The sequence below is a fragment of the Achromobacter xylosoxidans genome, from assembly GCF_014490035.1.
In the GTDB taxonomy this organism is placed as follows: domain Bacteria; phylum Pseudomonadota; class Gammaproteobacteria; order Burkholderiales; family Burkholderiaceae_B; genus Achromobacter; species Achromobacter bronchisepticus_A.
On the sequence record NZ_CP061008.1, the window covers coordinates 5,423,532 to 5,446,871 of the forward strand.

Genomic DNA, 23,340 nt, shown 5'->3' on the forward strand with positions numbered 1-23,340 from the left:
ATCCCCATGTACACCGGGCGGTCGACACCGATGAACACGTAGCAGCCAGCGCACCGATGACCAATTCACTCCGATTCTCGCCTTCGGCAATGCAGATCCTCGAACGGCTCCTGCGGGTCCGAAGCAGTCCGCTAAGAACAGCTGTCGAAGTTCATTGAAAGCCAAACCCTGATGCTAACCAAATCATAGACTTAGCAGGTTTTAGTTCATTCACTATGATGTTCCTGGTTCACTGAACTTAATTTTTTCCCAGAAAGTTCATTGAACTTAGGCGCCACGTTGTTCCGTTACATCAAAAGCACTTCCACATTACTGAGCTTTCGGACAGCGACAAGCCGGGCGATGGGCCTCCCCTGCTTTCGGTCAGGAGCGAATGGCAGCGCGCAGCGATCTCTCGGTGGAAGCAGTGAAGCTGACCGTGGGCACTTAGGGCCTTGGCTCTTCGTTATGGGCTGATCGTGTCGCGTCTGCCGCCCCAAGGAGAACGCCAAGTCTGAGGCAAGAATTCCCAAAACAAGAACAATTGACCCCCAGTGTATTTATCGATAAAATGTTCCCAAATAGAGAACACCGCATATGAAGCTAATTGGCCGGGACAAGCTGAAACATGGACCTCAAGACGTCGACCGCTGGCTCTGCGCCTGGTGCTCGGAAGTGGCCCATGCACACTGGCGGCGGCCAGAGGATGTTATCGAGCAGTTTCCGAACGTGCGAACGAGACTCGGCGGCGACTTCCTCTTCCCGATCGGAACCAGCGGGTACTGGCTGCTGCTCCAGGTCGCTTTCGCACAGGGCATAGCTTTGATCCTTGAAATGAACAATATTGACAATCACTATGGACGCTAAGGTCATCCGCACCGAAGAGCAGTATCTCGGCTACCTGCGGGAGGTTCAGGAACTTATGGCGCGCCAGCCCGCAGTGGGTTCCGCCGATAGCGACCGGCTTGAGCTTCTTACCGTCCTGATTGAGGCATACGAACACAGCAAATTCCCGATTGAGGCACCCGATCCCGTCGATGCCATCCTCTTCCGCATGCAGGAAAAAGGGCTTAAACAAGCCGATCTCGTCCCGTATTTTGGGACTCGCAGCCGTGTGTCCGAGGTACTGGGTCGAAAGCGCCCGCTTACCGTCCAGATGATCCGGGCGCTGTCTATCGGGCTCGGCATCTCGGCTGAGACGCTAGTTGGGCTATCCGTTCCGGAGGATCACGCCGCGTCGGGCAAAGCGGACGTGGATTGGTCGAAGTTTCCCTTCAAGGAAATGGCCCATCGTGGGTGGCTGTCGGAATTATCCGGGAAAGCAAAGACTGGTGTCGAGGAGATGGTGAAGGGGTTCATCGAGGACGCCGGGCTTCAGTTTGGAGCGGCTGCATTCCGCCGGAGCATAGTCGGAGAAGCCGCTTCTCCGACCACAAGATATGCGCTCTACGCCTGGCTAGCTCGCGTGATACAGCAGGCGCGCGCCAAGAAACCGAGACTGGGCCCCTTTGAGCCCGAAAAGCTGAATGCAGGCTTCCTGCGTGAGCTCGCCCAGCTGAGTTGGTCGGAGCGAGGCCCACTGTTGGCGGTCGAATTCTTGGAGCGGCACGGCATCGCCGTGGTGATCGAACCTCATCTCAAGGGGACTCAGCTGGACGGCGCTGCAGTGAGGGACGTCGACTCCACTCCCATCGTCGGGTTGACCTTGCGATATGACAGACTGGACAACTTCTGGTTCACGTTGGTCCATGAGGTTGCGCACGTCTGGAAACACATCAATAACGACGAGGCTTTCTTAGACGACTTGGATGCGTCGTCCGAAGATCGGCGAGAAGCGGAGGCGAACCGCTTAGCTCGCGAAGCATTCATTCCGAGGGTCAAGTGGCGACGCAGCGATGCGTATCTTTCCCCTAGTAGAGACACGATCGAGAAATTAGCTAGGGAGCTTCGGATACACCCGGCCATTGTCGCCGGTAGACTCCGAAAGGAGACAAGCAACTACACAGCGTTCTCTGATCTAGTCGCGCAGCAGCAAGTTAGTTCGTTCTTTCCGTCTTCGAATTAGGTGTGACATGACTCCGATTTATCTACCGATTCTCAAGTCTCTGACTAGCGAGTACGAAGCATCCAAGAACATGGACGAAGCGTACGCTGCGGTCATCCATCCGCTATTCGATGTTCCCGTCATTAGCGAGAACCGGCAGAAGGCGAAGAAGTACCAGAACAGTTCTACGCCAAAGTCGGACTATCTGGACGAAGTCGCTGAGAACATTGCCAAATCCTGGAAGGGTGATGTGGTGCTCACCGACGACTTCAACTGGGCGCCAGACACCACGGTTGAAACAGGCGAGCACGTCATGGCTCACCTCTATGCCGGCCTCAAGGCAAGGGGCGTTAAGGTGGCGCCGGTGGTGGGATACGACCGGTGGGACGATCCGCTTTACCAACTCGCGATGCGCGGCCTCGATCTGGCCGGCGCTCCCTACGTGTGTTTCCGGCTTGAAGCCAGTGCGGTGGAGGATGCGGCAGAACCGGATATCTTCCACGACCGCATGCAAGAGATGCTGGAGGATATGCAGCTGAGCCCAGCGGAGTGCGCTGTGCTGCTTGACCTTGGTGACTTGACGACTAAGCCGCTCATCGACATCACCAGCGATGCAACCCGCGTGCTGAAATTGCTCAGCGCTTATGGGTTTCGGTACATCGCCACTGCAGGATCGTCGATGCCCAAGTCTATTGACTTGGCAGTTAAAAAAAAGGACAGCACTGCGAAAGTAATCCGCAGGGAGATGCTGTTGTGGCAGGCGCTGCGCACAGAATTTGGTGGGATTCCGTTGGTGTTTGGTGATTACGGTGTGCGCGGCCCGGGCTCGAATGATGGTATTCGCAACCCTAACGCAAACGCGAAGATTCGGTACACCTGCGACAAAGCGTTCCTTGTCTCGCGTGGTCATTCGGTTGCGGGAGGTTGGGCATTGCAGATGCCGGCGGTCGCGGCTGAAATCGTCAGTTCGAAAGAATTTTTGCCGAGCTTCAGCTGGGGCGATCAGGTCATTGCCAACTGCAGCAACGGCCTACCCGTGAAGAACGGTCATGGAAAATGGATCGCGTACGACACCAGCCACCATCTGGCGTTTGTCGTTGAAGAGGTGCGAGAGTTTGAGCGCGTGCTGGCCCCTGCTCCTAGCGCCACGATGGCCTAATTCGGGTTTCGCTTATTCAGCGTCACAAGTCGCGAGAAGCTTTGCCTACCGGAAACGTCCCGAGAACGGGGCGTTTTCGATTTCGGTCCCAGCGACGCGGTGTTCGCGGATATCAAATCCAGCGGACTTCAGCCGCTTTATCTTAGGGGAAAAAGTGCGCGATGGGTCGGAAGCCGCCCATCTCCAGCGGCTGCTGGCGGCCATGAACTGTCGGCCAACGAATCGGTATGACCGCCATTCAGTCGGCGGGTCCACTCTGAAACCGGCCTGACAGCCTACGCGTATGACATTTGCAGTACTCTAGGTATTAGACCTCACGGACACGATACAGGTATGGTTTGAGATATGATTTTTGCGCTTATGAAGCTCAGTCCTCCGCTACTCGATCTTGCTTCAGATGCCGTCGCGGCCCCGGAGGGCGCGACAGTTCGTTGTGCTGCGGCCAACTTCCGCTGGGAACAGGCAGTCTCCGTTGACCGCACTGACGAATACAACGCCTATGCCGGCGATGTGGCCAACCACAAAGAGTGGCAGGGAGAGCACAAAGACTATCTCCGGTCCTTCGTCCAGGTTGCCAAGGACCACCCAAGGATTTCGGAATCCTTCATGGCCGTCAACAGCCTGGCGCACTTGAACGAAGAGTTGGACAATACCATTCTGCTGCGCTTGGAATCCTTGGATTCCCTGGTCAGCAACGCACTGCTCGGACCGGCTATTGGCGAAGCATTTTGGCTGCGCTTTTTCAATTCTCAAAAAGACCTGCGCAAGGACAAGTTGTCCAGTGCTGACGAGACGTTGCGTAGCGAGTTCGTGGATCAATGGAACGCGCGGCGTGTGCAAGCCCGCCCGATGTTCGCCACCTTTCTCAACGAATTCGGTGGAAACCTCACAGATTTCGTCAAGACCGATTGGCCGCACTTACTGCGTGACCGCCTGGGCTTGACCCATTGGCCGAGCACGCCGGGCAAACCGGTCCCAGTCGCCTTGATCTGCTACACGCTCGACGAGGTGCGTCAGGCACGGTTGACCGCCACAAAGAAAGGGGCGGTTGCCAGCTTTTCACGTCCTACCGTGCTGGACACGGAAATGTCCGCCGCGTTCATTCCAGCACCTTTGCTGGCTAAGGGTGAAAGCTACGGCTACACCATGGACTTGGGGCACACAGGGATTCCCACTGAATTCACCCCGGAGTTGCTGACTTTTCCCATCGAGTACCAGCCCAGGCACATCAAGGCCCTGGGGTTCATTTCCCGCGCGCATGCACTCCAAACAGACGGAGCCGTGCTCGATGCGCGCAACTGCCATGTGCGGGGGTTGCAAGGCCTTCCGGGTTGTAGCGGACACGGCGAGGTACTGCCATGAGCTGGCAACGTTGGGCCAACCAACTGCGCCAGGCCCCCGAACAGGCCGTGGCGGACTTGCTCCGGGGCGCGGCGGACGTCGCACCTTTCGAGCGACTGGAACCGTATGAATTTCTACTCGCCGTGTTGCCGCGGACTAGCCGACTCGCATCGCGCGCCCTGCACGGCGAGCCGGCCTCACCTCCGCCAGGATTTGACCAAAACGCTGATCTGCCGTCCCTAGTGGATGCCGGTTTGTCGGCTTGGCTGCTCGCCAAGCGCCAAGCCGCCCCACCGCCCGCGAGAAAGCTCGGCGCCTACACCGCACAGGTGTGCGAAGCCATGCAGTGGCCGTTGTACTTCACCTTGCCGCAAACCCGCGCCGCCTTGCGGGCCGAGCGCGCGCACTGGCTTCAATGGCTCGGCTCGCTCACCCTCTCGGCTTACCGCGATCCGGAGTACGACTACTGGCAGGTGCTGGCCGCGCACCAAAACGACGATGGATTGCAGTTCTTCTGGCAGACCTTCGTGCTGGAAGCGGGATGCCTGCGCTCGCGGCGCTTCCTCAACCTGGGCCTGCTCGCTCTGGCCCGCCTACCCCTGTTGGAGGAGGACGGGCTACGTAATCTGCGCCTGCAAGCGCAGTCCCTCATCAACCGCTACCAACGCCGCAAGGGCTTGGGCACGGCAGCCCTGGAAGAACTGGCGGACAGCTTGTCCGGCGTGATGGCGCGCAATCTCAGCATGGGTACCGACAACTACCGGGCCTTCCTCACCAATTTGCTTTCACCGCTGAGTGACGACAAGACCGCGTCTGTGCTGAGCTTGCTTGGGCTGGCCCAGGCGACGCGGCCGTATGGCGCTTCAACAGCACATTCTGTTCATAAGATCGAGCCGCCGGGGAAAACCGAAGAGACCGACGCCGCAGTTCAGGCCGTGCGCGGGTCAGGCAGCCTGGCGCAGGCCTGGCAGCCTATCCATCGCCTGCTGATTGCCCACGAGGAGTATTTGCGTAAGACCGGCGACGCCTACTACTTCGTGCGCAATCTGGACCGATGCGCCCGCGCGCTGTGCGAGAACTTCGCCCTCCGTGATCCGGAAATCCAGGGCCGCCTGTTCCAGTGGGTACACCTAGCCCTGCGTCTGGACGCGGAGGATCCTAGGCTGTGGATGTTGTGGGAATTGGCCTTACGCAAAGCCGGCCAGCCGCAGCGCGCCCAGTGGGTGCTGTGGGAGATGACCCGGCGTTTCCCTGATCACCTACCTTGCCGTGTGGAACTGGCGCGTCTGTTGGCTGAGTCCCAGGCCCCTGACGAGCAGCCCCTGGTCCAGCGTCTGCTGGGGCAAGTGTTATCGATAGACCCCAACCATCTACACGCCCATTCCACCCTGGCGCAATTGGCTATCCGCCGCGAAGACTGGGATCGGGCTATGAACCATGCCCGGCAGGGTTTACGGATTGATCCCAGCAATGAGCCTTGCGCCGTCCTGCTGGCCAAAGCCTATTCCCGGCGCAACGGGCCGAGCGACTTGCAGACGGCCATCGAGGATTTGCAGCGCTTCGTGACCCACTATCCCGGAAACACAAAGGCCGAAAATAACTTGCGTTTGTTGCGGCGGCAGCACGTGCAGGGGCAACCGCTCGGCCATCAGGACGACGACCAAATGGCAAACGTTGTCACCGTCGCTGAGCCCGAAACCGATCCCGCCTGGCGCGCTTTTGCCGACTCGGTGCATTCCTGGACGGCGTCCCCCAACGCGGCTTATTCGGCCGCCGCTTCCGCCGATGCGGATCGGGTGTTGCCACTGCCGCGGGCCCTCCGGCAAGCAGTGACCCTGTCCCAGTGGGATGCCGACGTGCTCGACCGTTACGACGCTGCTACCCAGCAGGAATTTCCGCTGGAGACCCGGCTGTGGCGTTATTTGCAGGCCTTGCAGTCTGGCTCGTCAGGCGAGGCCGAGCACGCCAGGCAGGCCGTGAAGACTTGGCTGGAGGGCGAAAAACGCGACCCAAACCGACACAACCCGTCGTGGGTGCCATATTTGGAGAAGCAATGGGAGGCTATGAATGCGTCTACGTCGGCTGGGGTGACTGACGGCGCAGAATGGCTCAAAGACTTGCTGGATCGCTATCAGCCCCTGCCCGCACCTTTGTTCTCGTAAAGTGTTTGGATTCAGGGTGCACATAGGTTCAGGGTGCACATAGGTTATGCGGCCTCTTTCGGCAATGGACGCAATGAGGTGGCTACCGTCCTTGGCGCCCAAGGAGGCTGCAATTCAGGGATCTCCGGTTTAGGGCGGATTCTACGGCCGTTAGTCCGAGCCGCCGCCGGTGAGCCGCCAACTTGGAGGACGGGTTCGCTCTGTTACCTGGCGTTGAAGCCCTGACGGCCTGAAGGGCAGCAACGGGTCGAAAGCGGAGATAGTGAACACAGGTTGTGTCCCGCCCCAAAAAAACCCACCGGCGCGATTTGGTATCAAGTAGTGAAAACACACCATTATCGCTAGTCAGCCGTGAACGCCAATCGACTGCTTTTCGGCCAGAAGCAGTCGTTGAAAGCCTTCGCTCAGGCTACGGCAACACTCAATGAGTGCATTACGCCTCGCCGAGTGCCCGCATTGCAATGAGATCGTGGGCGGCTTGCTTTCAGCACACTTCCGACCGGTGCTCTACTTGATCTCGTTGGCGATTGAATCAATCAGCGCCAACGCCTGTGCCATGTCATCGTCACTGAGAGGATTCAATGGCTGCACCCCAAGCTTGGAAAGGGCAGCGCCTATGTGGGAGTCCACATCCTTACGATAAGCCAAGTCTGGGTCCCGATCCGGACCAAGCGGTATGCTCTCATTGAGGACTGTCTTGAACAGCAGATCGTATCGGGGGGCGTGAAGCTTGGCCAAGGCATACAGATAGTCCCGATCCTCCGGAGGAACGTTCCGACCTGTCACTGCAAGGGCCGCTTCAAGATAGCCGATGGCGTCGGAGACCGGACGATCGACGATCACCAGATCAGCAGATAGACCCTCATATTGTTCCTCACGGATCACAGTAGACATAATCCACAGAGTGCTACTGAAGGTGTGATCCCTGAGAATGGGAAAGCCAGCCTCAGCGCATTCGGAGGCATTGTCCTTTACCTTACCAACGCGAAGTCCTCGCTTTTCTGCAATGTCGGTAAGGTTGTCGACAAAGGTCGACTTTCCTGTCGAGTGTGTACCGGTAAACGCGATGAACTTCGGCATCAGAACAGGCTTCCTTGTTGGGATTTGAGATAGGTGTCTTCGCTAGCCCGTGCAATCTTCGCGAGCGTCAGGAAGGTGAGGTCGACTTTTTCCTCAAGCATCGAGGCAAGCCGAATGAACAGATGGGCTGTAACTAATGCATCGCCAGCAGCCCTATGCTGGGTCCAGTTTGCGTTGTCCGGGAGCAGATCAGCTACCAGTGTCCGTAGTGAATACTCATTCCTGCCTGGAAGGACATGCTTGGCCAGTGTCCTGGTGTCGATGAGCGCCAATGGCTGCCAGTCCGGCTCAGTATGGACAATGACGCGGGCATCCACACCCACGTTATGACCAACAACGACGCGGCCTTCCATTTCCGCCAGGATCTCGCCCGCGTTTGCACTCCAGGGCTGGAAGGCAGCAGCCATCTCGTTGGTGATACCGTGGATATCGATGACTCGATCAGTAATCGGCCGTGGAGGACGAACGCCCCAAGACTTGACTGGTTGCACCTGCTGATCAATGATTTGAATTGTCGCAATTTCGATCAGATCATGCGGCTCTTGCCCGTTGCCCTCAACGTCGATCACTACGTAAGGGCATTGGCTCCAGTTTAGATTATTCATGTGGTCTGCACGATAATAGGAATAGGGCGTCGCTTCCCGGGCGCGGGTGGGGAGTACTGGTCGCGCTCAGCGCGACGGATCAAGCTCAGAAGCTCGTCTCGCCGAGTTTGAGCCAGACTTTCCATCAACGGGCGCATCATGTCAGCCTTCAGCTCTGCCGCAAGGTCTGTCAGGCGTTCCACCCGAGATGCCATCACGGCAGCGTTCACTTGATGCTCCATAGAGTAGGCAGGTGTCCCGGGTCTTGCGGAGAATGGGATGGCGACGTTGATATGGAAATCCAGTCTGCGAGCCAGCTCAACGGTTTGCCGAAAGTCGTCCTCGGATTCGTCGGGGAACCCTACAAGCCAGTTCCCATAGAGCACAGAGGGGGTGCTATTACGGAACTGCCACAGTGCCTGAGCAACCTTTTGGATGTCGTAGCCCCGGTGCATTGCCTTGAGGACGCGCGAGGATCCGCTCTGTAGGGAGATGTACAGTAGTTGTAAGCGACCAGCTTGGCCCCAGGCTAGGATGTCCTCAAAGTTTTTGAGAAAGGGCTTTGGTTCGATGTACCGAATCGAAAGCTTCACCGCCGGTGAGATGTCCAGTATGGACTTCACCATGTCCGCAAAGCGCGGGCCGTTTGACCCAACACCGTAGTTTCCAACTTCATCCCCGATCAGGACCAAGTGGGTGATTCCCCGGCTCACCGCAGCCTTGGCTTTGGCCAGCACGTCGATGAGCGGCACTGACGTGTACTCACCACGTCCCTGGGGAATATTGCAGAAGCTGCATTGATAAAGGCAACTACGAGTGACAGTAATCATCTCGCATGGGTCGTACTCATCGTAGAACACGAATCCTTTGGTGGTCTGTTGGTAAGCCCGAACCAGCTTGGTGCCGTGCCGCCTATCTTCTTCTTCCAGCTCGGCCACCACCATTGACTTAGCCGGTCCAACCCGGTTGCGCAGATTATGAAGACCTTCGGATGAGGTCGACTCGAAGTTATAGCCCGCACCCTGTGAGTTGCGTCGGTCAACCTCTGAGAAGGGCAGACTGGTGCTTTCCTTCAGAACATCAGATATAGGCAGGATTGCAAGCCGGTCATCGCCCAAGCTATTGCGCACCTTCTCCGAACTGGTATTCGCAATACAGCCTGTTACGACGACCCGCGCGTTAGGCGCCCGGGATATGGCCTCGCCAACCTGACCGATGGCGTCATCGACCCAATGTTCGCGTACGGAACATCCTGAGAATACAATTTCATCGGCATCCTCGGGGCGGTCCACGATCGTTCCGCCGGCAATTTGGATACCTGCACGGAGCACATTCAGGTCGTAGCCTGCATTCAGGCAGGCGTTGTGTGCGAGAAACACCTTCTTGGTCATGTGGCAATAGTCCATTACCTGATGGATTGGGCATATAAGTGCCCACGTGGCTCTAAAATCGTCAAAGGATGCAAAAAAACTACATCGATGACTCAATATCCGATTAGAGCATTCAATGCGAACTTGCGTGTCGAGATTATTTGTCTCGGCGGCGTGACTTTACCCGAAGTATTTTACCGCTGTGCAACCTCTTTGGCCTTGATGGCCGAGGCGACCCAACTGAGTTGGTCCTCCGCCGCACGGCTGTCCCCGCCCAGTTCGCCATAGCAAGTTGTCGCTAATGTCGAAGGGTCGACTTCAGATTGGTCTCATACTGGTTTTGCTACGTACCTGACCTGCTCCCCGTGGTCAGTACGAAATCGATGTAGAGTCCGTTCACAAATGACCCTAACCCCGAATTAGTCCGGATCAGAAGTAGAGATTTCCGGCTCATTGAGGTTGGTACTTTGGCCGCTGGCCAAGTGCTGGCGCGCGTATTCAGCAGGTGCCTGCCACTTCAGCGCGGAGTGGGGGCGAACCTCGTTCTAGTACGGCCGCCAGGCGTCGATTTTCTCCTTGACGTCGGCAAATGACAAGAACCAGTGGCTGTTCAGGCATTCCTGACGCAGGCGGCCATTGAAGGATTCGCACTGCGCATTGTCCGTCGGCTTACCGGGCCGGCTGAAGTCAATTTCCACCCCATTTTCGTATGCCCATTTGTCCATGGCTTTGGAGATGAACTCGTTGCCGTTATCGGTTTTGATGACGCGCGGCAAGCCGCGCAGTGCGCATACGCGACCGAGCGTCGCCACCACATCGTCACCCCGCAGGTTTTGCCCAATGTCGATGGCCAGACACTCTCTGGTGCAATTATCGACCAGAGTCAACGCACGCCGGCGGCGACCAACGAACAATTGGTCCATGACGAAGTCCATGCTCCAGATGTCATTGATGGCTTGCGCGACCGCTTTGGGTTGGCGACGTTGCGCCGACTTATTGCGCTTGCGGCGCTTGTGCCGCAACGACAAGCCTTGTTCTCGATACAAACGGTAGACCCGTTTGTGATTGTCTCGATAGCCTTCGCGGCGCAGCATCACGTGTACACGCCGGTATCCGTAGTGAACGCGCGTATGCGCTATCTCGTGGATTCGCATGACCAGCGCGCCACTGTCGCGCCGACACGATTCGTAGCGATACAACGACCGGGAGATCATGACCGCGGCGCACGCCTTGGTCACGCCGACGCCGTAGCGCTTCATCAGATCATCCACGAGTACGCGGCGCCGCGAAGGCTTCAGAGCTTTTTTGCCAGAACGTCCTGCAACATAGCCTTGTCCAGCGACAGGTCCGCGACCAGGCGCTTGAGTCGATTGCATTCCTCTTCAAGCTGGCGAAGTCGTCGCAGCTCCGAGGGACCGAGCCCGCCGAATTTCTTCTTCCAGTTGTAGAAGGTGACTTCGCTCACGCCCATCTTGCGGCAGACCTCGGGTACGGGCGTTCCCAGTTCGGCCTGCTTCAGCGCAAGGGCGATTTGCTCTTCGGTGTATTTCGATCTCTTCACGGCATGGCTCCTATTCCATATGGTGAAGTCATGCCGGATTTCTCTAATTTAGATCGGTACTAGAAACTGGGTTAGGGTCACCCCGCCTGCAGCCCAATTCTCAGCACAAAAGCCAGATTGCCGGCGCCCGTCGCGTCGCTCGGCGCTATTTCCTCCACGCCAAAGTGGCTCAGCATGCGATCACTACATGACATTCCGTCACGTCGAGGGCCGCTTTGGAATGAGGCTGAGTGAAAAACGTGCTCCACGGGAAAGACGTCGGCAATCTCTTAGCTTGTTACAGGATCGATTTTCGTGAATTAGGAAAGGGGTGTAGCTCTCGCGAAATCGCCAGTAAATCGCATTCTCACGCAGCCTCGGTTGGGACGCGGGAAGCCGCTCCCCGTCCAACGGCTACTCGATAGGACACTTGTTGACTCTGATGAATACGAGAATACCCAAGCCCATACTGGAGCTATGGAGGCGGGGGTATTCAGTGTTACCATTAGAAATACCCTCCCCTTGCGCAAGCATTCCATCTATTGCACATGGATTCGGCAGACGTTGTGCAGTGGTCTTAGAAAAATGCGATTGCCTTCGTGTCCTATGCACCGTTGGGGGGGGGGAGGCGGCCATTGCTATCAGCAACGGACACTCAGCAATAAGGAAGATTCAATAGCGCCGCGCAGTGCGCCGCGAACGGTGCTTGAGTATTCACCTTTCATGCTCCCAATACCGGGTACATCAAGAACCGCCCTCTCGCCAAAAAACTTGAGCGCAGGGTATTAGCTAATAATTAGACGCCTACAACCAATAATTAAGGACAAGCATGAAACTGATACTTGACTCAAAACCCATGAGCAAATGGGACGCCAGATTTTGTGAATTGGCGGAATTTATTTCTGATTGGTCTAAGGATCCAAACGCAAAAGTGGGGGCTGTAATTTTCTCCAAAAGAGGGGGCGATGTTTCTGTTGGATATAACGGCTTTCCAATGGGTGTCGAAGACTCAGCAGAACGGCTGCAAGATCAAGAAATGAAGCTTGAGTTGGTAGTTCATGCAGAGCAGAACGCTCTAATCGCAGCAGGATCTCGTGCATCCGGCGCAACTCTGTATGTCTGGGGAAAACCGGTATGCGCGCGCTGTGCAGGCTCCATAATACAGGCTGGTATCAAACGAGTAGTTGCACTCAATCCAGACTCAGTGCCTGTTGTTTCAAAATGGCACAAAACAGGGAAAATATCACATCAAATATTTCTAGAAGCCGGCGTTGAAGTGGACTTCTATTCTGTTCAAGAGAGCTAATTTCACGCTAGGTCAATCCGCCTGTGGCGGTCGGGTTAGCTAGCTCGTGAGTAGCTGTCAATTTGGGGCGAGGCTGTGTGAAAACGCGACTTGCTGGCGATTTCCAAAGCCTCTCACCCTTTTCCTAATTCACGAAAATCGATCCAGTATCAAGCCGAGAGATTGCCGGCTTCTTTGACCAGCGCACGTTTTCAGACAGCCCCGCTCGAAACCGGACGACTGCACCCGCCCCCGTCTCGCATTTACCCGTTACGATCTACACAGAATCGTCCCTATCGCAGGACCATCAGTTATCTCTCAGAGCTGCCTCAAGTCGCGACGCGTACCTTTTTCAGACGCTCTCGACTTCCTGTTCCCATGCATCTCGTAAAGGCGGCACAGGAATAGCATCGCTCTTACACAGCCGCTGCTCGATGTACCAATGCAGTGTCTCGGCGTGATCCAAGATGCTAGTTCGAGAGAATATGTGCTTGGCCCACTTTGCAGGGGGCGTGTACTCGCCCGGGTACCTTAGCCTCTCAGAAAGCGCGGGCACCAGACGTCGAGTATGGCTGGCGTATGGAATGTCCAGATCGATGCACGTAGCACTAAAAATATTCCTTCTAGCAGCGGAATAAGTTTTGCACCAGCTCCTGGGCTCCATTTCGCGCGCGTCGCTATGTTCTTCACGAAGGCACACCCCATCGAGATGGGCCAACAGGTAGCCTTTTTCCCTGCGGCTAAGCGGGAGGCTATCAACAGTATTCTTCTTCAAACGCTTTGAACGAATTCCCTCGTCCAGTCGCAAAACATTGCGCACCAACTCGAAGACACGTTGGTAAGCCTCCGGATTGTTGGACCAATCGTTGAAGGCCGAAAGGTCATGGTCCTCAAGCCACTTCGCGTGCAATTTCACCTCCACACGCAAAGTAGCTTCGGATCGGGCCTGCAATGCAGACTCTACAGTCTCATCTCGAATAGGCAGGAGAAAGGCATTCGGCTGGTCTCTTTCCTTGACATAAGCAGTGACCTTGAACTCTCGCCTGCGAATGTACGATGTATAGGTGTACTGGGCCTGGTGTGGATCTGGCTTAGCAGGATACGAATAGGCGGGCACCATGCACCTTGCGCTCGTCTTCGCTGTGTTGAGCACGGTTTCGGAATGAGTGCGGAACTCGTCCAGGACTGCTCGTGCCTGCTTCTGCGTGCCGTACTCGAACAGGTACGTCAATGTCACTGAGAATATGCAGGCGTTCTCGGCATTGATGTGGGAAATCCCCTTGGCGGTGCAGCCATTATCAGCAAGCCAACATTTCAGCAAAAGAATGGCTGCGCGGGCGGCCGGTCTTACTCCGTTCACCAGTTGCCGATTGTGACCGACAAGGCACGCGGGTATGTTTGCAGAGACTTGATAGCCAGCGATTCTCCCGTACTTAAACCGCTCGTTTTTCTTTCCCGGGATCGGGAGACCTAGGGGAGCTATGATGAAGCCAGCCCCTGTTAAAGGGCTCTTGGCTTCGATGACCTTGAAGTCCGCCGAAGCCGTCAGCTCGGGGCCGTCCGTCCCATCGGGGAACTGGCACTGTTCGAACTCGGTGACATCAAGATCGCTTGAAATTAGGGCAGTGACAACGATAGAGTCAGCCACGGATATTCCTCTGTGCTCGAAGATTGCTTTCATTGACCGCCAGTCCTATCGAGTAACTGTTCATTGATCTATCAGTGTGAGCAGTAGTCGTTGGCTGGGGATTAGGGGGTGTGTGACTCGCGTTAAGTGCGGTAGTCACTGGTGTGGTCATCACTCATCACTTGTAGTAGTTACTTTAGTGCGCATGTCAGCTCTTTCACGTATCCAAAACTTGCCATCAACGTCCTCGCAGAGGCATCGCCGTGCTTTCTCAAAGGGAATGCGCTTCACTTTGCGATCCCCCCAGAATTTGTTGAAAACTCCCGCGCTCAACGACCAATAGGGTCGGCGTTTGACACGAAGAGCACGAGCAAATGTCGGAGGGCCCGAGAGCCGACATTTGCACGGCAACTCATGCGTCTCGAAGACACGGCGCCGACCTCCGAGAAAATGTGAAGTCACGGACGTAGCGCGGGATGGGCTTGCAGATGTCGGCTTTATTGCCGCTGCTGAGCGGGCGGACTGTCGCGCTCAGCTATCTTCGATTCAACCCAAGCTACGATTTCTTCCAACACGAAGCGTGTGGATCGACCAAGCTTGACCGGTCGAGGGAACAGTTGATCCGTTTGGATACGACGATAGAAAGAGGATCGGCTGCGATGACCGCTAAGCTCCATAGCTCGCGGCACGCTTACAAGCGTTCTGTGGTTCATAAGTGCATCCTTGTGCACTCTCGGAATTGTGGGTGCTTACTGGGATGACGAAACAGGGCGGGGCGAGAGTTACCCGCATCCTGTCTCAATAGCAGCCGCCCCAACGGCTTCGCATCACAAGCAAGTGTCTGATTTTTGACTGCAAGAGGTCTGAAGGAAAACCTCTCCCTCGGCGTTACACCGAGGCAGCAAGTCGAGCAGTCTTGGCGAAGGAGTCTCTTCGTCTCGAACTGGAGCCTGACAGGCTTAGCTAACCTGTAGACAAGCGCACCCTATAGGTGCTCGGGCTCATTGGCTGGACATACGCACCAATCGATTTCCAAGCCTGAGAGACTTGGCACGCCCCGGTATGACCGGGAACGTGTAGGGATGAAAGAAGAGTACCAGAGTTAACGAGCTACGCGCTGGAACGCGATCGGACATTACGTGAGGCCGGCACAACGGGTACATCAGAAAACTTGTGTTGATACGCCGTTATGGCGCTGGCCGTCTTCGCGCGCCGGGCGCTCCTCGAGGCCGTGGTTAGGTTCGCATTAGGGCGCATACAGTACGTGGCGGAAGGTATCGGTCAGGTCCCCGTTGCTTGCGCAGCCTGCTCATCCAAGTAGTCGGCCCACCTTTGCATGGCCTCGCGCCGTTCGTCGACAAACCCAGTTCGGTCGTAAGCAGCCTGAATTTGATCCCGCTTGGCGTGCGCAAGCTGCGCTTCCAATACATCAAAGTCAATCTTGAGTCGTTCGCGCGCTATGGTCCGCAGCATGGCGCGAAAGCCGTGCGGACTATGTTCGCCCGCAAAGCCCATCAAGCGTAAAGCCCGAGAAAGTGCATCTCGGTGCAAGTGCGGATTTTTTAACTTTCCGACAGCAGGAAAGACGTGGTCAGCACCACCAGAGAACTGCTGCATTTCACGCAGCATCTCAATGGTTTGGGCCGGCAAACTTACAAGGTGGTCATGCCCCGTCTTCATGCGCCGCGATCCGTCGGCGTTCATGCCAGAGATGTGCCACTCCCCTCTTTCCAGATCTATTTCGGACCACTTGGCGCTCGCAACAACGCCGGGTCGTAAGGCGGTCCAAGCAGCAAGTAGAAGAGCTGACCGGACGATAACGCCTTCGTAGGCTCGAATCGTCCTCATCAATTGACCAACGTCCTGTTCCCGGGTCACAGCGGGCACATGCCCACCCCGATGCCTGGGAAGAACTCCTTTCAACCTGAGCACTTGATCGTCCTCACGTATACCCTCGTGGATGCAATAGTCCACAACGCCATTTAGGTATTGGATGGCCTTCTTGGCCAAGCTCGGAGTAGTTGCCGCGATCCCCCGCAGCGTGTCGGTCACATCAGGGCTGCGCAACATTCGCATGTCTCGCTCGCCGATGGCCGGCTGAAGTAACTTCTGAATTACGTATCGAGCCTTCCGGTAGCTCTCCAGGGCCCAGCCTGGCTTGCGGGACGCCAGCCAAGCTTCTGATAAATGTGTGAATGAATAGCGCTTTGCTGCCGCTGCTGCTTGCAGGGCAAGGTCTTGCTCGGCGGCATGAGCGTTCAGCCGGATTTTCGCCTCCACCCGCGCGCCGATGATGGGTTCGCCGATCCTGCCAGCCAACTGTACTTCTTCAGCCTTCTGGCGCGCTTCAGCAAGGCTTAGGCCTGGATAAGAACCCAGCACTACGGTACGTTGCTTGCCTTCCGGCAATCGGTAACGCGCGAACCAGGATTTCCGGCCTGACGGCCACACCTCCAAATGCAGCCCCAAGCCATCAGCCAGTGTGTAGCGCTTATCTTTGCGTTTTGCATTTCTGACCGCAATGTCGGTCAGTCCTTTAGCCAAACTAGGCATACAAAAAGGGGGCCCGTTTTGAGTATGAAGTCAAAAACATACTCAAAGCCCTACTCAAATGCAATGGATGCTGGTGGCCAAACTGGGACGCCAGGCAACAAAAAGCCCGCATTCCCATAGGAGAGATGCGGGCTCTTTACACTTCCAGGGATGCCCTGGGACAAATTCTTGGTGCCGACGGCGAGACTCGAACTCGCACAGCTTTCGCCACTACCCCCTCAAGATAGCGTGTCTACCAATTTCACCACGTCGGCTAACTTCAACCAGAAAAGCGTGCTTTCCTGGAAAGTCGAACATTCTATCACGCAAATCAGGAATCGGGTGGTTCCGTGCTGCTTTGTCGCTGCAACGCCACCAATCCGTCCCCAAGAACGCTTCTGAGGGGCTCCGGACGGCCCCTTCCCCAGCCTATCAGTTGATCTGCAGGTTGGTCGCCTTGACGACCTCGCCCCACTTGCGGGTTTCGCTTTCCATGAAGGCCTTGAACGCTTGCGGCGTGTTGGGCGGCGGGGGCATGAGGAAGCCGTTGGTCTGGTAGCTGGCGGCCAGCGCGGCGTCGGAGGTCAGGGCCTTGTTGATGGCGGCGTTGACCTTCTGGACGATTTCGGGCGGGGTGCCGGCCGGCGCGTACACGCCGAACCAGGCTGCCACGTCAAAGCCTTCCACGCCGGATTCGGCGATGGTGGGGATTTCCGGGGCGAACGGCACGCGGCTGCCGGTCGTGACGGCAAGACCCGTCAGCTTGCCCGCGCGCACGTGCGGCAGCAGCGGCGGCAGGTTGTCGAAGATCGAGTCCACTTGTCCGCCCAGCAGGTCGGCCACGGCCGGGCCGCTGCCGCGGTACGGAACGTGCAGGATGTCGATGCCGGTCTTCATCTTGAAGAGTTCGCAGCCCAGGTGCGCGGACGAGCCGTTGCCGGGCGAGGCGCAGGTGAGCTTGCCGGGGTTCTTCTTGGCGTAGGCGATGTATTCCTGCACCGACTTGACCGGCACGCTGGCGTTGACGGCCAGGATGTTGGGCACCACGTTCAGCAGGGCGACGGCGTCCAGGTCCTTGAGCGCGTCATAGGACATCTTGGAATAGAGCGACTGGTTGATCGCGGTGGAAATCGATCCGACGAACAGGGTGTAGCCGTCGGGCGCCGAACGGGCGACGGATTCGGCGCCGATGTTGCTGTTGGCGCCGGGCTTGTTCTCGACCACGAAGGTCTGGCCGAACTCCTTGCCCAGCACGTCGGCGATCATGCGCGCGCTGATGTCGGTGGTGCCGCCCGGGGCGTAACCCACGACCAGCCGCACCGGCTTGGTCGGATAGGCGCCGGCCTGGGCCTGCGCCGGTCCGCTGGCGAGGCACGCCAGCACTGCCGCCACGCCGGCCAGTTTGGTATAGATCTTCTTCATGTTTCCTCCTGTCGAAAACGGATGGGCGCGCATGGAAATGCGCGCCGTTTTTTTGTTGTTGTGCGGGCGCTCCTGCCCGGGGCGGCTGGCGCCGCCCGCATCAGGTGGTCGCCGCCGGCCGCAAGGGCGCGATCAGGTCCGGTGTGAGGTCGGCCAGCGTCGCGCAGCCGAGCAGCGCCATGTTGGTCGAGATCTCGCTGCGGAATATGTCCGCGACTTTGCGGATGCCGGCGCTGCCGGCCACGGCCGCGCCGAACAATTGGGGCCTGCCGGTGAAGACCATGCGCGCGCCCAGGGCCACGGCCTTGAGCACGTCGGAGCCGCGGCGAAAGCCGCCGTCTACCATGACCGGGAAGCCCGGCGGCACCGCGGCCACCACGTCGGGCAGCGCCTGCAGGGGCGAGATGCAGCCATCCAGCTGGCGTCCGCCATGGTTCGACACGATCACGCCGTCGGCGCCCGCCGCGCAGGCCAGGCGCGCATCGTCGGGATGCATCACGCCCTTGAGCACCAGCTTGCCGGGCCAGTTCTCGCGGATCCAGCGGATGTGCTCCCACGACAGCTTGTCGCGTTCGCCGCGAAAACCGTTGGGCGGGTCTTGCGTGATGGGCGGGCCGATTTCTTCGTACAGGTTCGAGAACCTGGGGATGCCGCTGCCCAGCAACGTGCGCAGGAAGACGTTGAAGCTCCAGCGCGGATGGCGCATGCCGTCCAGCATCACGCTGGGGCTGAGCTTGAAGGGCACGGTGAACGAGAGCTTCTGCAGGTTCTCGCGGTTGGCGCCCACGCAGGTGTCGATGGTCACCACCAGCACCGGGATCTCGGCCTGGCGCAGCCGCGCCAGCAGCTTGGCGATGCGCTCAGTATTGCCTGGCAGATAAGCCTGGTACCAGCAGCGCTTGCCGGTGGCTTCCTGCAAACGTTCCAGCGGTACGCTGGAAGCGCCGCTGATGATGAACGGAATCTCGGCCTGCTGGGCGGCCTGCGCCAACGCCAGGTCGCACTCATGCATGACGATGGCGGAGAACCCGGTAGGCGCGAACCCCAGCGGCATGGCGTAGCGCTGACCGTAGAGTTCGACCCGGCTGCTGCGCTGGTCGACCACGCGCAAGCCGCGCGGCCGGAAACCCACGTCGCCCAGCGCGCGCACGCTCTCGGCCAGCGAAGCGCCGTCCTCGGTGCCGCCGCAGACGTAGCCTTCGACGCAGCGCGGCATGATGCGCCGCGCCTCGCGTTCGAAGTCGCGCACGGACAGGCAACGGTCCAGACGGCTCATGCGGCCACCGGCGAGCCGGCCTGCTCGCGCAGCGCCTGCATGCAGGCGGCCAGCGAACGGTCCTGCGTGTCCTGGTAAAGCGCCAGTTCGTCCTGCACCTTGGCGCCCAGGGCCTGCTCGAAAGCGGCCTGGCTGGCGTTCTGCGCGTATTCGGCCTGGGCCTTGTCGCCCAGGTTCGACTGGAAGATGCCGGCCGCGCTGACGGGCAGGAAGTCCTCGTACACCAGCGGCTCGAAGCGGATGTGGCCCTGGGCGATCAGGTCCAGCAGGCCGGCCTCGGGATCCGCGCCTTCCTTGCCGGTCAGGAAATAGCGGAAATAGGCCAGCCCCTGCGCATGCAGCGCGTCGTAGTCATCCGGGAAGGCGGCGAAACAGTCCTGCAGGTTCTGCATGTAGGCCGCGGCATTGCCTTCGTTGGGCGCGCCGCTGATGCGGCTGCGGGCCAGGTCCAGCAACTGGTCGTACAGCGCCCGGCCCTTGCGGGTCAGCGCGACGCCGCGCTGCTCGATCTCGCCGAAGCGCGCCGTGTGGCTGCCGGCCGCGGACTGGCCGTCGGCGCCGGCGAACAGGACCGCTTCCTCCAGCGCCTTGAAGCTGGTCTGGCGCAGCAGGATCGGGCACTTGCGCGGCGGCGGGCCCTCGATCACGGCCTTGGCGGACACGCCGCGGCGGGGCATCTCGGCCTGGGCTTCATCGATGTCCAGCGTGCGCGGGGTCAGGTGGTTGATGTGCGGGCCCTTGAAGGCCACCACGTCGGCGATCAGGCGATGCTGACCATGCAGTTCCTCGTAGTCTTCAAGGCTGACGGTGGCCTCGCTGTGCCAGCGGAAGGTATGCAGGGCTTCTTCCACGAATTCGCGGGCCGCGGCTACATCCAATCCGCCCTGCGCCTCGAAGCGGGCCGCGAGTTCCAGCGTGCGCGCGGTGAAGATCTGGCGCGCGGCCAGGATGCGGGCGGCCTTCTCGCGCAAGGTCTCGTCGGCGATCAGTTCCAGCCGCAGCAGCGAGGTAAAGACGCGGAACGGGCTGGCCTGCAACGAGGCTTCGTGGGTGGCGCGAAAGGCGGTGGAATGCACCGGCACGCCGGCCGGCGACAGATCGTAATAGCCCACCGGCTGCATGCCCATCACGGCGAACACGCGCCGCAGGTTGGCCAGTTCCTGCGCGGTGCCGACGCGGATCGCGCCGTGGCGCTCGATGTCCAGGCGCTCGATCTCGCCGGTGCGCGCCAGTTGCGCGGCCAGCTCGGGCTGCTCGGCCAGCGTCTTGGCGTTGACCTGTGCGACCAGGTCCAGCAGCGTGTCGTACAGCGGCACTTCCGACTTGTACATGTCGGACATGGCGCGGGAGAACCAGGCGCGGATCTGATCCGGATTGACGAAATTCTGACTCATGGCGGGCTCGGCACATCGGTAAACAAGGATGGCCGCATGAAATCATGCGCTGCGCGCGCAATCAAATGAAAAAAATCGGCTTAATCAGTCCGTTTTTTCATGGATCGCGCGCGCTGGGCGTCGCGCTCGCGCTTGCGCGCGGCCTCTTGTTCCACCCAGGCGACGAACTGCTTGATCTTGGGCACTTCGGCCGAATGCTCGGAGTAGGCGACGAAGTACGCGCCGTCGCTGGGCTGCACATAGTCCCAGGGAATCACCAGCTTGCCGGCCTGCAACTCCTCTTCGGCCAGCAGGCGCGGCGTCAACGCCACGCCGCAGCCGCCCTCTGCCGCACGCACGCACATGTAGAAGGTATCGAAGCGGGGACCGTGGTAGCTGCGGTCGGACTGGAACTGCTGACGCGAGAAGTAGTCGTGCCAGGCTTCCGGGCGCGAAGCGCATTGGATCAGCGCCTGCGCGCTCAGCGCCTCCAGGCTGTCGACCCTGTCACCCGGAAGAAAGCCGGGCGCGCACACCGGCACCACCTCTGCACCGAACAATTCCCGGCACTGGGCGCCCGGCAAGGTGCCATGCCCGAAGAAGAAGGAGATGTCGATCTTGGCCTGCATCAGGTCGAAGGGCCGGGTTTCGCTGCGCACCTTGACCTGGATGTCCGGATGCGCGGCCATGAAGCCTTGCAGGCGCGGGATCAGCCAGCGCGCGCCGAAGGTGGGCTGGGTGCCGATGGTGAGCACCTGGGTCTCGCTGCCGTAGGTCAGGATGTAGCGCGAGGACATGTCCACCTGGTTCAGGATGGCCCTGACCTCGGACTGGTACAAGGCTCCCGCAGGCGTCAGTTGCAGGCGCCGCCGCACCCGCAGGAACAGCGGGTTGCGCAGCAGCGCCTCCAGCTGCGCGATCTGCTTGCTGATCGCGCTCTGGGTCATGTGCAGTTCCTCGGCGGCGCGCGTGAAGCTCATGTGCCGCGCCACCGCCTCGAAACATTGCAGCGCCATCATCGATGGCATCAAACGCTTTTCCATGGGGCCGATCCGGGTATGCCTGTGCTGGCCGCGGCCGGCGTCCCATCGCCGGCCGCAGCGCTTGCGGCATTATCGCAGGCCCAGGCTCACCACTGGTATCCGACCCCCGCCGCGCCGCCGAAATCACCGCGGGACGTGCCGTTGGCCGATACCTTGTAGACCCAGCGCCCGCCGCTGGAAACGCGCGACAGGCCCATGGCGTAGCCCGATTCGCCATTCCAGGTGCCGCCCGCCATGGACAGCATGTTGCGGCCCGGCAGATAGGCCTGCGGCAAGGAAGCCGTCGCCATGGCCGCGGCCACGCCCGCGCTCAGCATGCGCTCCTGGGAATCCAGGTCGTTGCGCAGGTTCTGCACGGAATGCTCGACGGCGCCCACGCGCGCCTCGCTTGCGCTGCTGGCGGCGCGCAGTTGACCCACGTTGACGGCATCGGTGTCCTCGCTGCCCGCCGCCACGCCCGTCACCTGGCGTCCGCCCACGTTCACCTCGCCGGTGGAGTTTTGGGGCCGCGCCATGCCGTAGGCCTCGTAACCTTCCTGCGCGCCGCGCGCCGCCGAGGACCCCGCCCCCAGCGCCACGCTGTTGCCCGCGCTGGCCACCGCGCCGGCGCCGACCGCGACGCTCTGCGTAGCCGCGGACGAGTCCGCGCCCACCGACACGCTACGGTCCGCCACGGAACCGCGTCCGGCATTCGAGCCTATCGATACGTTGTCGCTGCCGCGCACGCCCGACCCGGCGGCCGTACCCTGCGCCACGTTGTTGTTGCCGACGACGTCGCGGCCGGCGGCCAGCCCGCTAGCCGTATTGCCGTCGCCCTGCACGCCGTAGCCCGCGTAGGCGCCGGCAGCCATGTTGTTGGCGCCGGTCACGTTCTGCCCGGCATTCTTGCCCTGCGCCAGGTTGCCCTCGCCCTCCACGTTCTGGCCCGCGTTCTGGCCCAGCGCCAGGTTGCCGTCGCCAACGACATTGCGGCCCGCTTCCTGGCCGAATGCCGAGTTGCCGTTGCCGGTGACGTTGCGGCCGGCGTTGGTGCCATAGGCGGCATTGTTGTTGCCCACCGTGTCCGTGCCGGCCCAGAAGCCAAAGGCATCGTTGTAGTCGCCCGTGACGTTCTGCCCGGCGCTGCGGCCGAACGACTGGTTCCAGCCGCCCTGCACGTTGATGCCGGCGTAATAGCCGATGGCCTGGTTGGCGTTCTTGCCGCCGACCTTGGAGCCCGCGCCTTCGCCGATCGCGAGGTTCCAGTTGGTGCTCACGTCCTGGCCCGCGCCATTGCCCAGGCCGATGTTGTTGCTGCCTTTCACGTTGACGCCGGCGTTCTTGCCTATGGCGTGATTACCTTTGCCCGTCACGCCCTGGGCGGCGCCCGGTCCATAGCCGAGATTGCTGCCGTCCCACATCACGGGCGGCGCGGTCTGCGCCTGCGCGGCCGATCCCCCGGCCAGCGCACCCACCAGAACCGCCACCGACAAGCCGTTGGCGGCCAGAATTGCGTATGTGTTCTTCATGATCATGTTGGTAGT

17 protein-coding genes, 1 tRNA gene and 1 pseudogene are annotated in these 23,340 nt (G+C 59.5%); 6 read left to right on the top strand and 13 right to left on the bottom strand.

What is annotated here, in order from left to right; genetic code table 11:
• The first annotated feature begins 576 nt into the window (after window positions 1-576).
• The 5 genes from IAG39_RS25155 (at window position 577) to IAG39_RS25175 (ending at window position 6,685) form a co-directional block, all read left to right on the top strand.
• On the top strand, window positions 577-846 hold the full coding sequence (locus tag IAG39_RS25155) for a type II toxin-antitoxin system HigB family toxin (RefSeq protein ID WP_118931750.1): 270 nt from the start codon (window positions 577-579) through the stop codon (window positions 844-846).
• Entirely contained in the window at window positions 836-2,044 is a 1,209-nt protein-coding gene (locus IAG39_RS25160) for an ImmA/IrrE family metallo-endopeptidase (protein WP_118931749.1), read from the top strand. The genes IAG39_RS25155 and IAG39_RS25160 overlap by 11 nt, the downstream gene beginning before the upstream one ends.
• Before the next feature lie 70 nt (window positions 2,045-2,114).
• Window positions 2,115-3,182, top strand: coding sequence for a beta family protein (locus IAG39_RS25165; RefSeq protein ID WP_240633208.1), 1,068 nt, complete (start codon window positions 2,115-2,117; stop codon window positions 3,180-3,182).
• A 360-nt stretch (window positions 3,183-3,542) separates the two neighbouring features.
• Window positions 3,543-4,544, top strand: coding sequence for a hypothetical protein (locus IAG39_RS25170; protein WP_124260342.1), 1,002 nt, complete (start codon window positions 3,543-3,545; stop codon window positions 4,542-4,544).
• Entirely contained in the window at window positions 4,541-6,685 is a 2,145-nt protein-coding gene (locus IAG39_RS25175; protein WP_118931746.1) for a tetratricopeptide repeat protein, read from the top strand. Before IAG39_RS25170 ends, IAG39_RS25175 begins: the two co-directional genes overlap by 4 nt.
• A gap of 507 nt (window positions 6,686-7,192) precedes the next feature.
• Here the strand turns inward: IAG39_RS25175 and IAG39_RS25180 are convergent.
• The 4 genes and pseudogenes from IAG39_RS25180 to IAG39_RS25195 all read right to left on the bottom strand — a co-directional run bounded on the left by IAG39_RS25180 (window position 7,193) and on the right by IAG39_RS25195 (window position 11,280).
• The gene (locus IAG39_RS25180; protein ID WP_118931745.1) at window positions 7,193-7,765 is read right to left on the bottom strand and encodes an AAA family ATPase; all 573 of its coding nucleotides are present in this window, start codon (window positions 7,763-7,765) and stop codon (window positions 7,193-7,195) included.
• Entirely contained in the window at window positions 7,765-8,370 is a 606-nt protein-coding gene (locus IAG39_RS25185) for a 3'-5' exonuclease (protein WP_118931744.1), read from the bottom strand. The genes IAG39_RS25180 and IAG39_RS25185 overlap by 1 nt, the downstream gene beginning before the upstream one ends.
• Complete coding sequence (locus IAG39_RS25190; RefSeq protein ID WP_165867781.1) at window positions 8,367-9,740, bottom strand: radical SAM protein; 1,374 nt, start codon at window positions 9,738-9,740, stop codon at window positions 8,367-8,369. Before IAG39_RS25190 ends, IAG39_RS25185 begins: the two co-directional genes overlap by 4 nt.
• Before the next feature lie 398 nt (window positions 9,741-10,138).
• Window positions 10,139-11,280, bottom strand: a pseudogene (locus IAG39_RS25195) (IS3 family transposase).
• A gap of 808 nt (window positions 11,281-12,088) precedes the next feature.
• Here IAG39_RS25195 and IAG39_RS25200 point away from each other — a divergent pair.
• The gene (locus IAG39_RS25200) at window positions 12,089-12,565 is read left to right on the top strand and encodes a dCMP deaminase family protein (protein WP_205736587.1); all 477 of its coding nucleotides are present in this window, start codon (window positions 12,089-12,091) and stop codon (window positions 12,563-12,565) included.
• Between the two features lie 331 nt (window positions 12,566-12,896).
• Here IAG39_RS25200 and IAG39_RS25205 read toward each other — a convergent pair whose 3' ends face one another.
• The 9 genes from IAG39_RS25205 to IAG39_RS25245 all read right to left on the bottom strand — a co-directional run bounded on the left by IAG39_RS25205 (window position 12,897) and on the right by IAG39_RS25245 (window position 23,325).
• The gene (locus tag IAG39_RS25205) at window positions 12,897-14,225 is read right to left on the bottom strand and encodes a hypothetical protein (protein WP_118931740.1); all 1,329 of its coding nucleotides are present in this window, start codon (window positions 14,223-14,225) and stop codon (window positions 12,897-12,899) included.
• Between the two features lie 443 nt (window positions 14,226-14,668).
• Window positions 14,669-14,884, bottom strand: coding sequence for a helix-turn-helix transcriptional regulator (locus tag IAG39_RS31780; RefSeq protein WP_118931739.1), 216 nt, complete (start codon window positions 14,882-14,884; stop codon window positions 14,669-14,671).
• A gap of 568 nt (window positions 14,885-15,452) precedes the next feature.
• On the bottom strand, window positions 15,453-16,724 hold the full coding sequence (locus IAG39_RS25215; RefSeq protein WP_118931738.1) for a tyrosine-type recombinase/integrase: 1,272 nt from the start codon (window positions 16,722-16,724) through the stop codon (window positions 15,453-15,455).
• A 169-nt stretch (window positions 16,725-16,893) separates the two neighbouring features.
• Window positions 16,894-16,978 (bottom strand) — tRNA-Leu (locus tag IAG39_RS25220).
• Window positions 16,979-17,135: 157 nt separating this feature from the next.
• Window positions 17,136-18,125, bottom strand: a complete 990-nt coding sequence (locus IAG39_RS25225; RefSeq protein ID WP_059375507.1) for a Bug family tripartite tricarboxylate transporter substrate binding protein — start codon at window positions 18,123-18,125, stop codon at window positions 17,136-17,138.
• A gap of 100 nt (window positions 18,126-18,225) precedes the next feature.
• On the bottom strand, window positions 18,226-19,401 hold the full coding sequence (locus IAG39_RS25230; RefSeq protein WP_118931737.1) for an alpha-hydroxy acid oxidase: 1,176 nt from the start codon (window positions 19,399-19,401) through the stop codon (window positions 18,226-18,228).
• Window positions 19,398-20,795: a VOC family protein gene (locus tag IAG39_RS25235; RefSeq protein ID WP_118931736.1), complete on the bottom strand. Its 1,398-nt coding sequence runs from the start codon at window positions 20,793-20,795 to the stop codon at window positions 19,398-19,400. The genes IAG39_RS25230 and IAG39_RS25235 overlap by 4 nt, the downstream gene beginning before the upstream one ends.
• A gap of 80 nt (window positions 20,796-20,875) precedes the next feature.
• Window positions 20,876-21,817 carry a LysR substrate-binding domain-containing protein gene (locus IAG39_RS25240; protein WP_059375512.1) on the bottom strand — a complete coding sequence of 314 codons (942 nt, stop codon included), beginning with the start codon at window positions 21,815-21,817 and terminating at the stop codon, window positions 20,876-20,878.
• A gap of 86 nt (window positions 21,818-21,903) precedes the next feature.
• Window positions 21,904-23,325: a YadA family autotransporter adhesin gene (locus IAG39_RS25245; RefSeq protein WP_165867780.1), complete on the bottom strand. Its 1,422-nt coding sequence runs from the start codon at window positions 23,323-23,325 to the stop codon at window positions 21,904-21,906.
• Window positions 23,326-23,340: the final 15 nt, after the last annotated feature.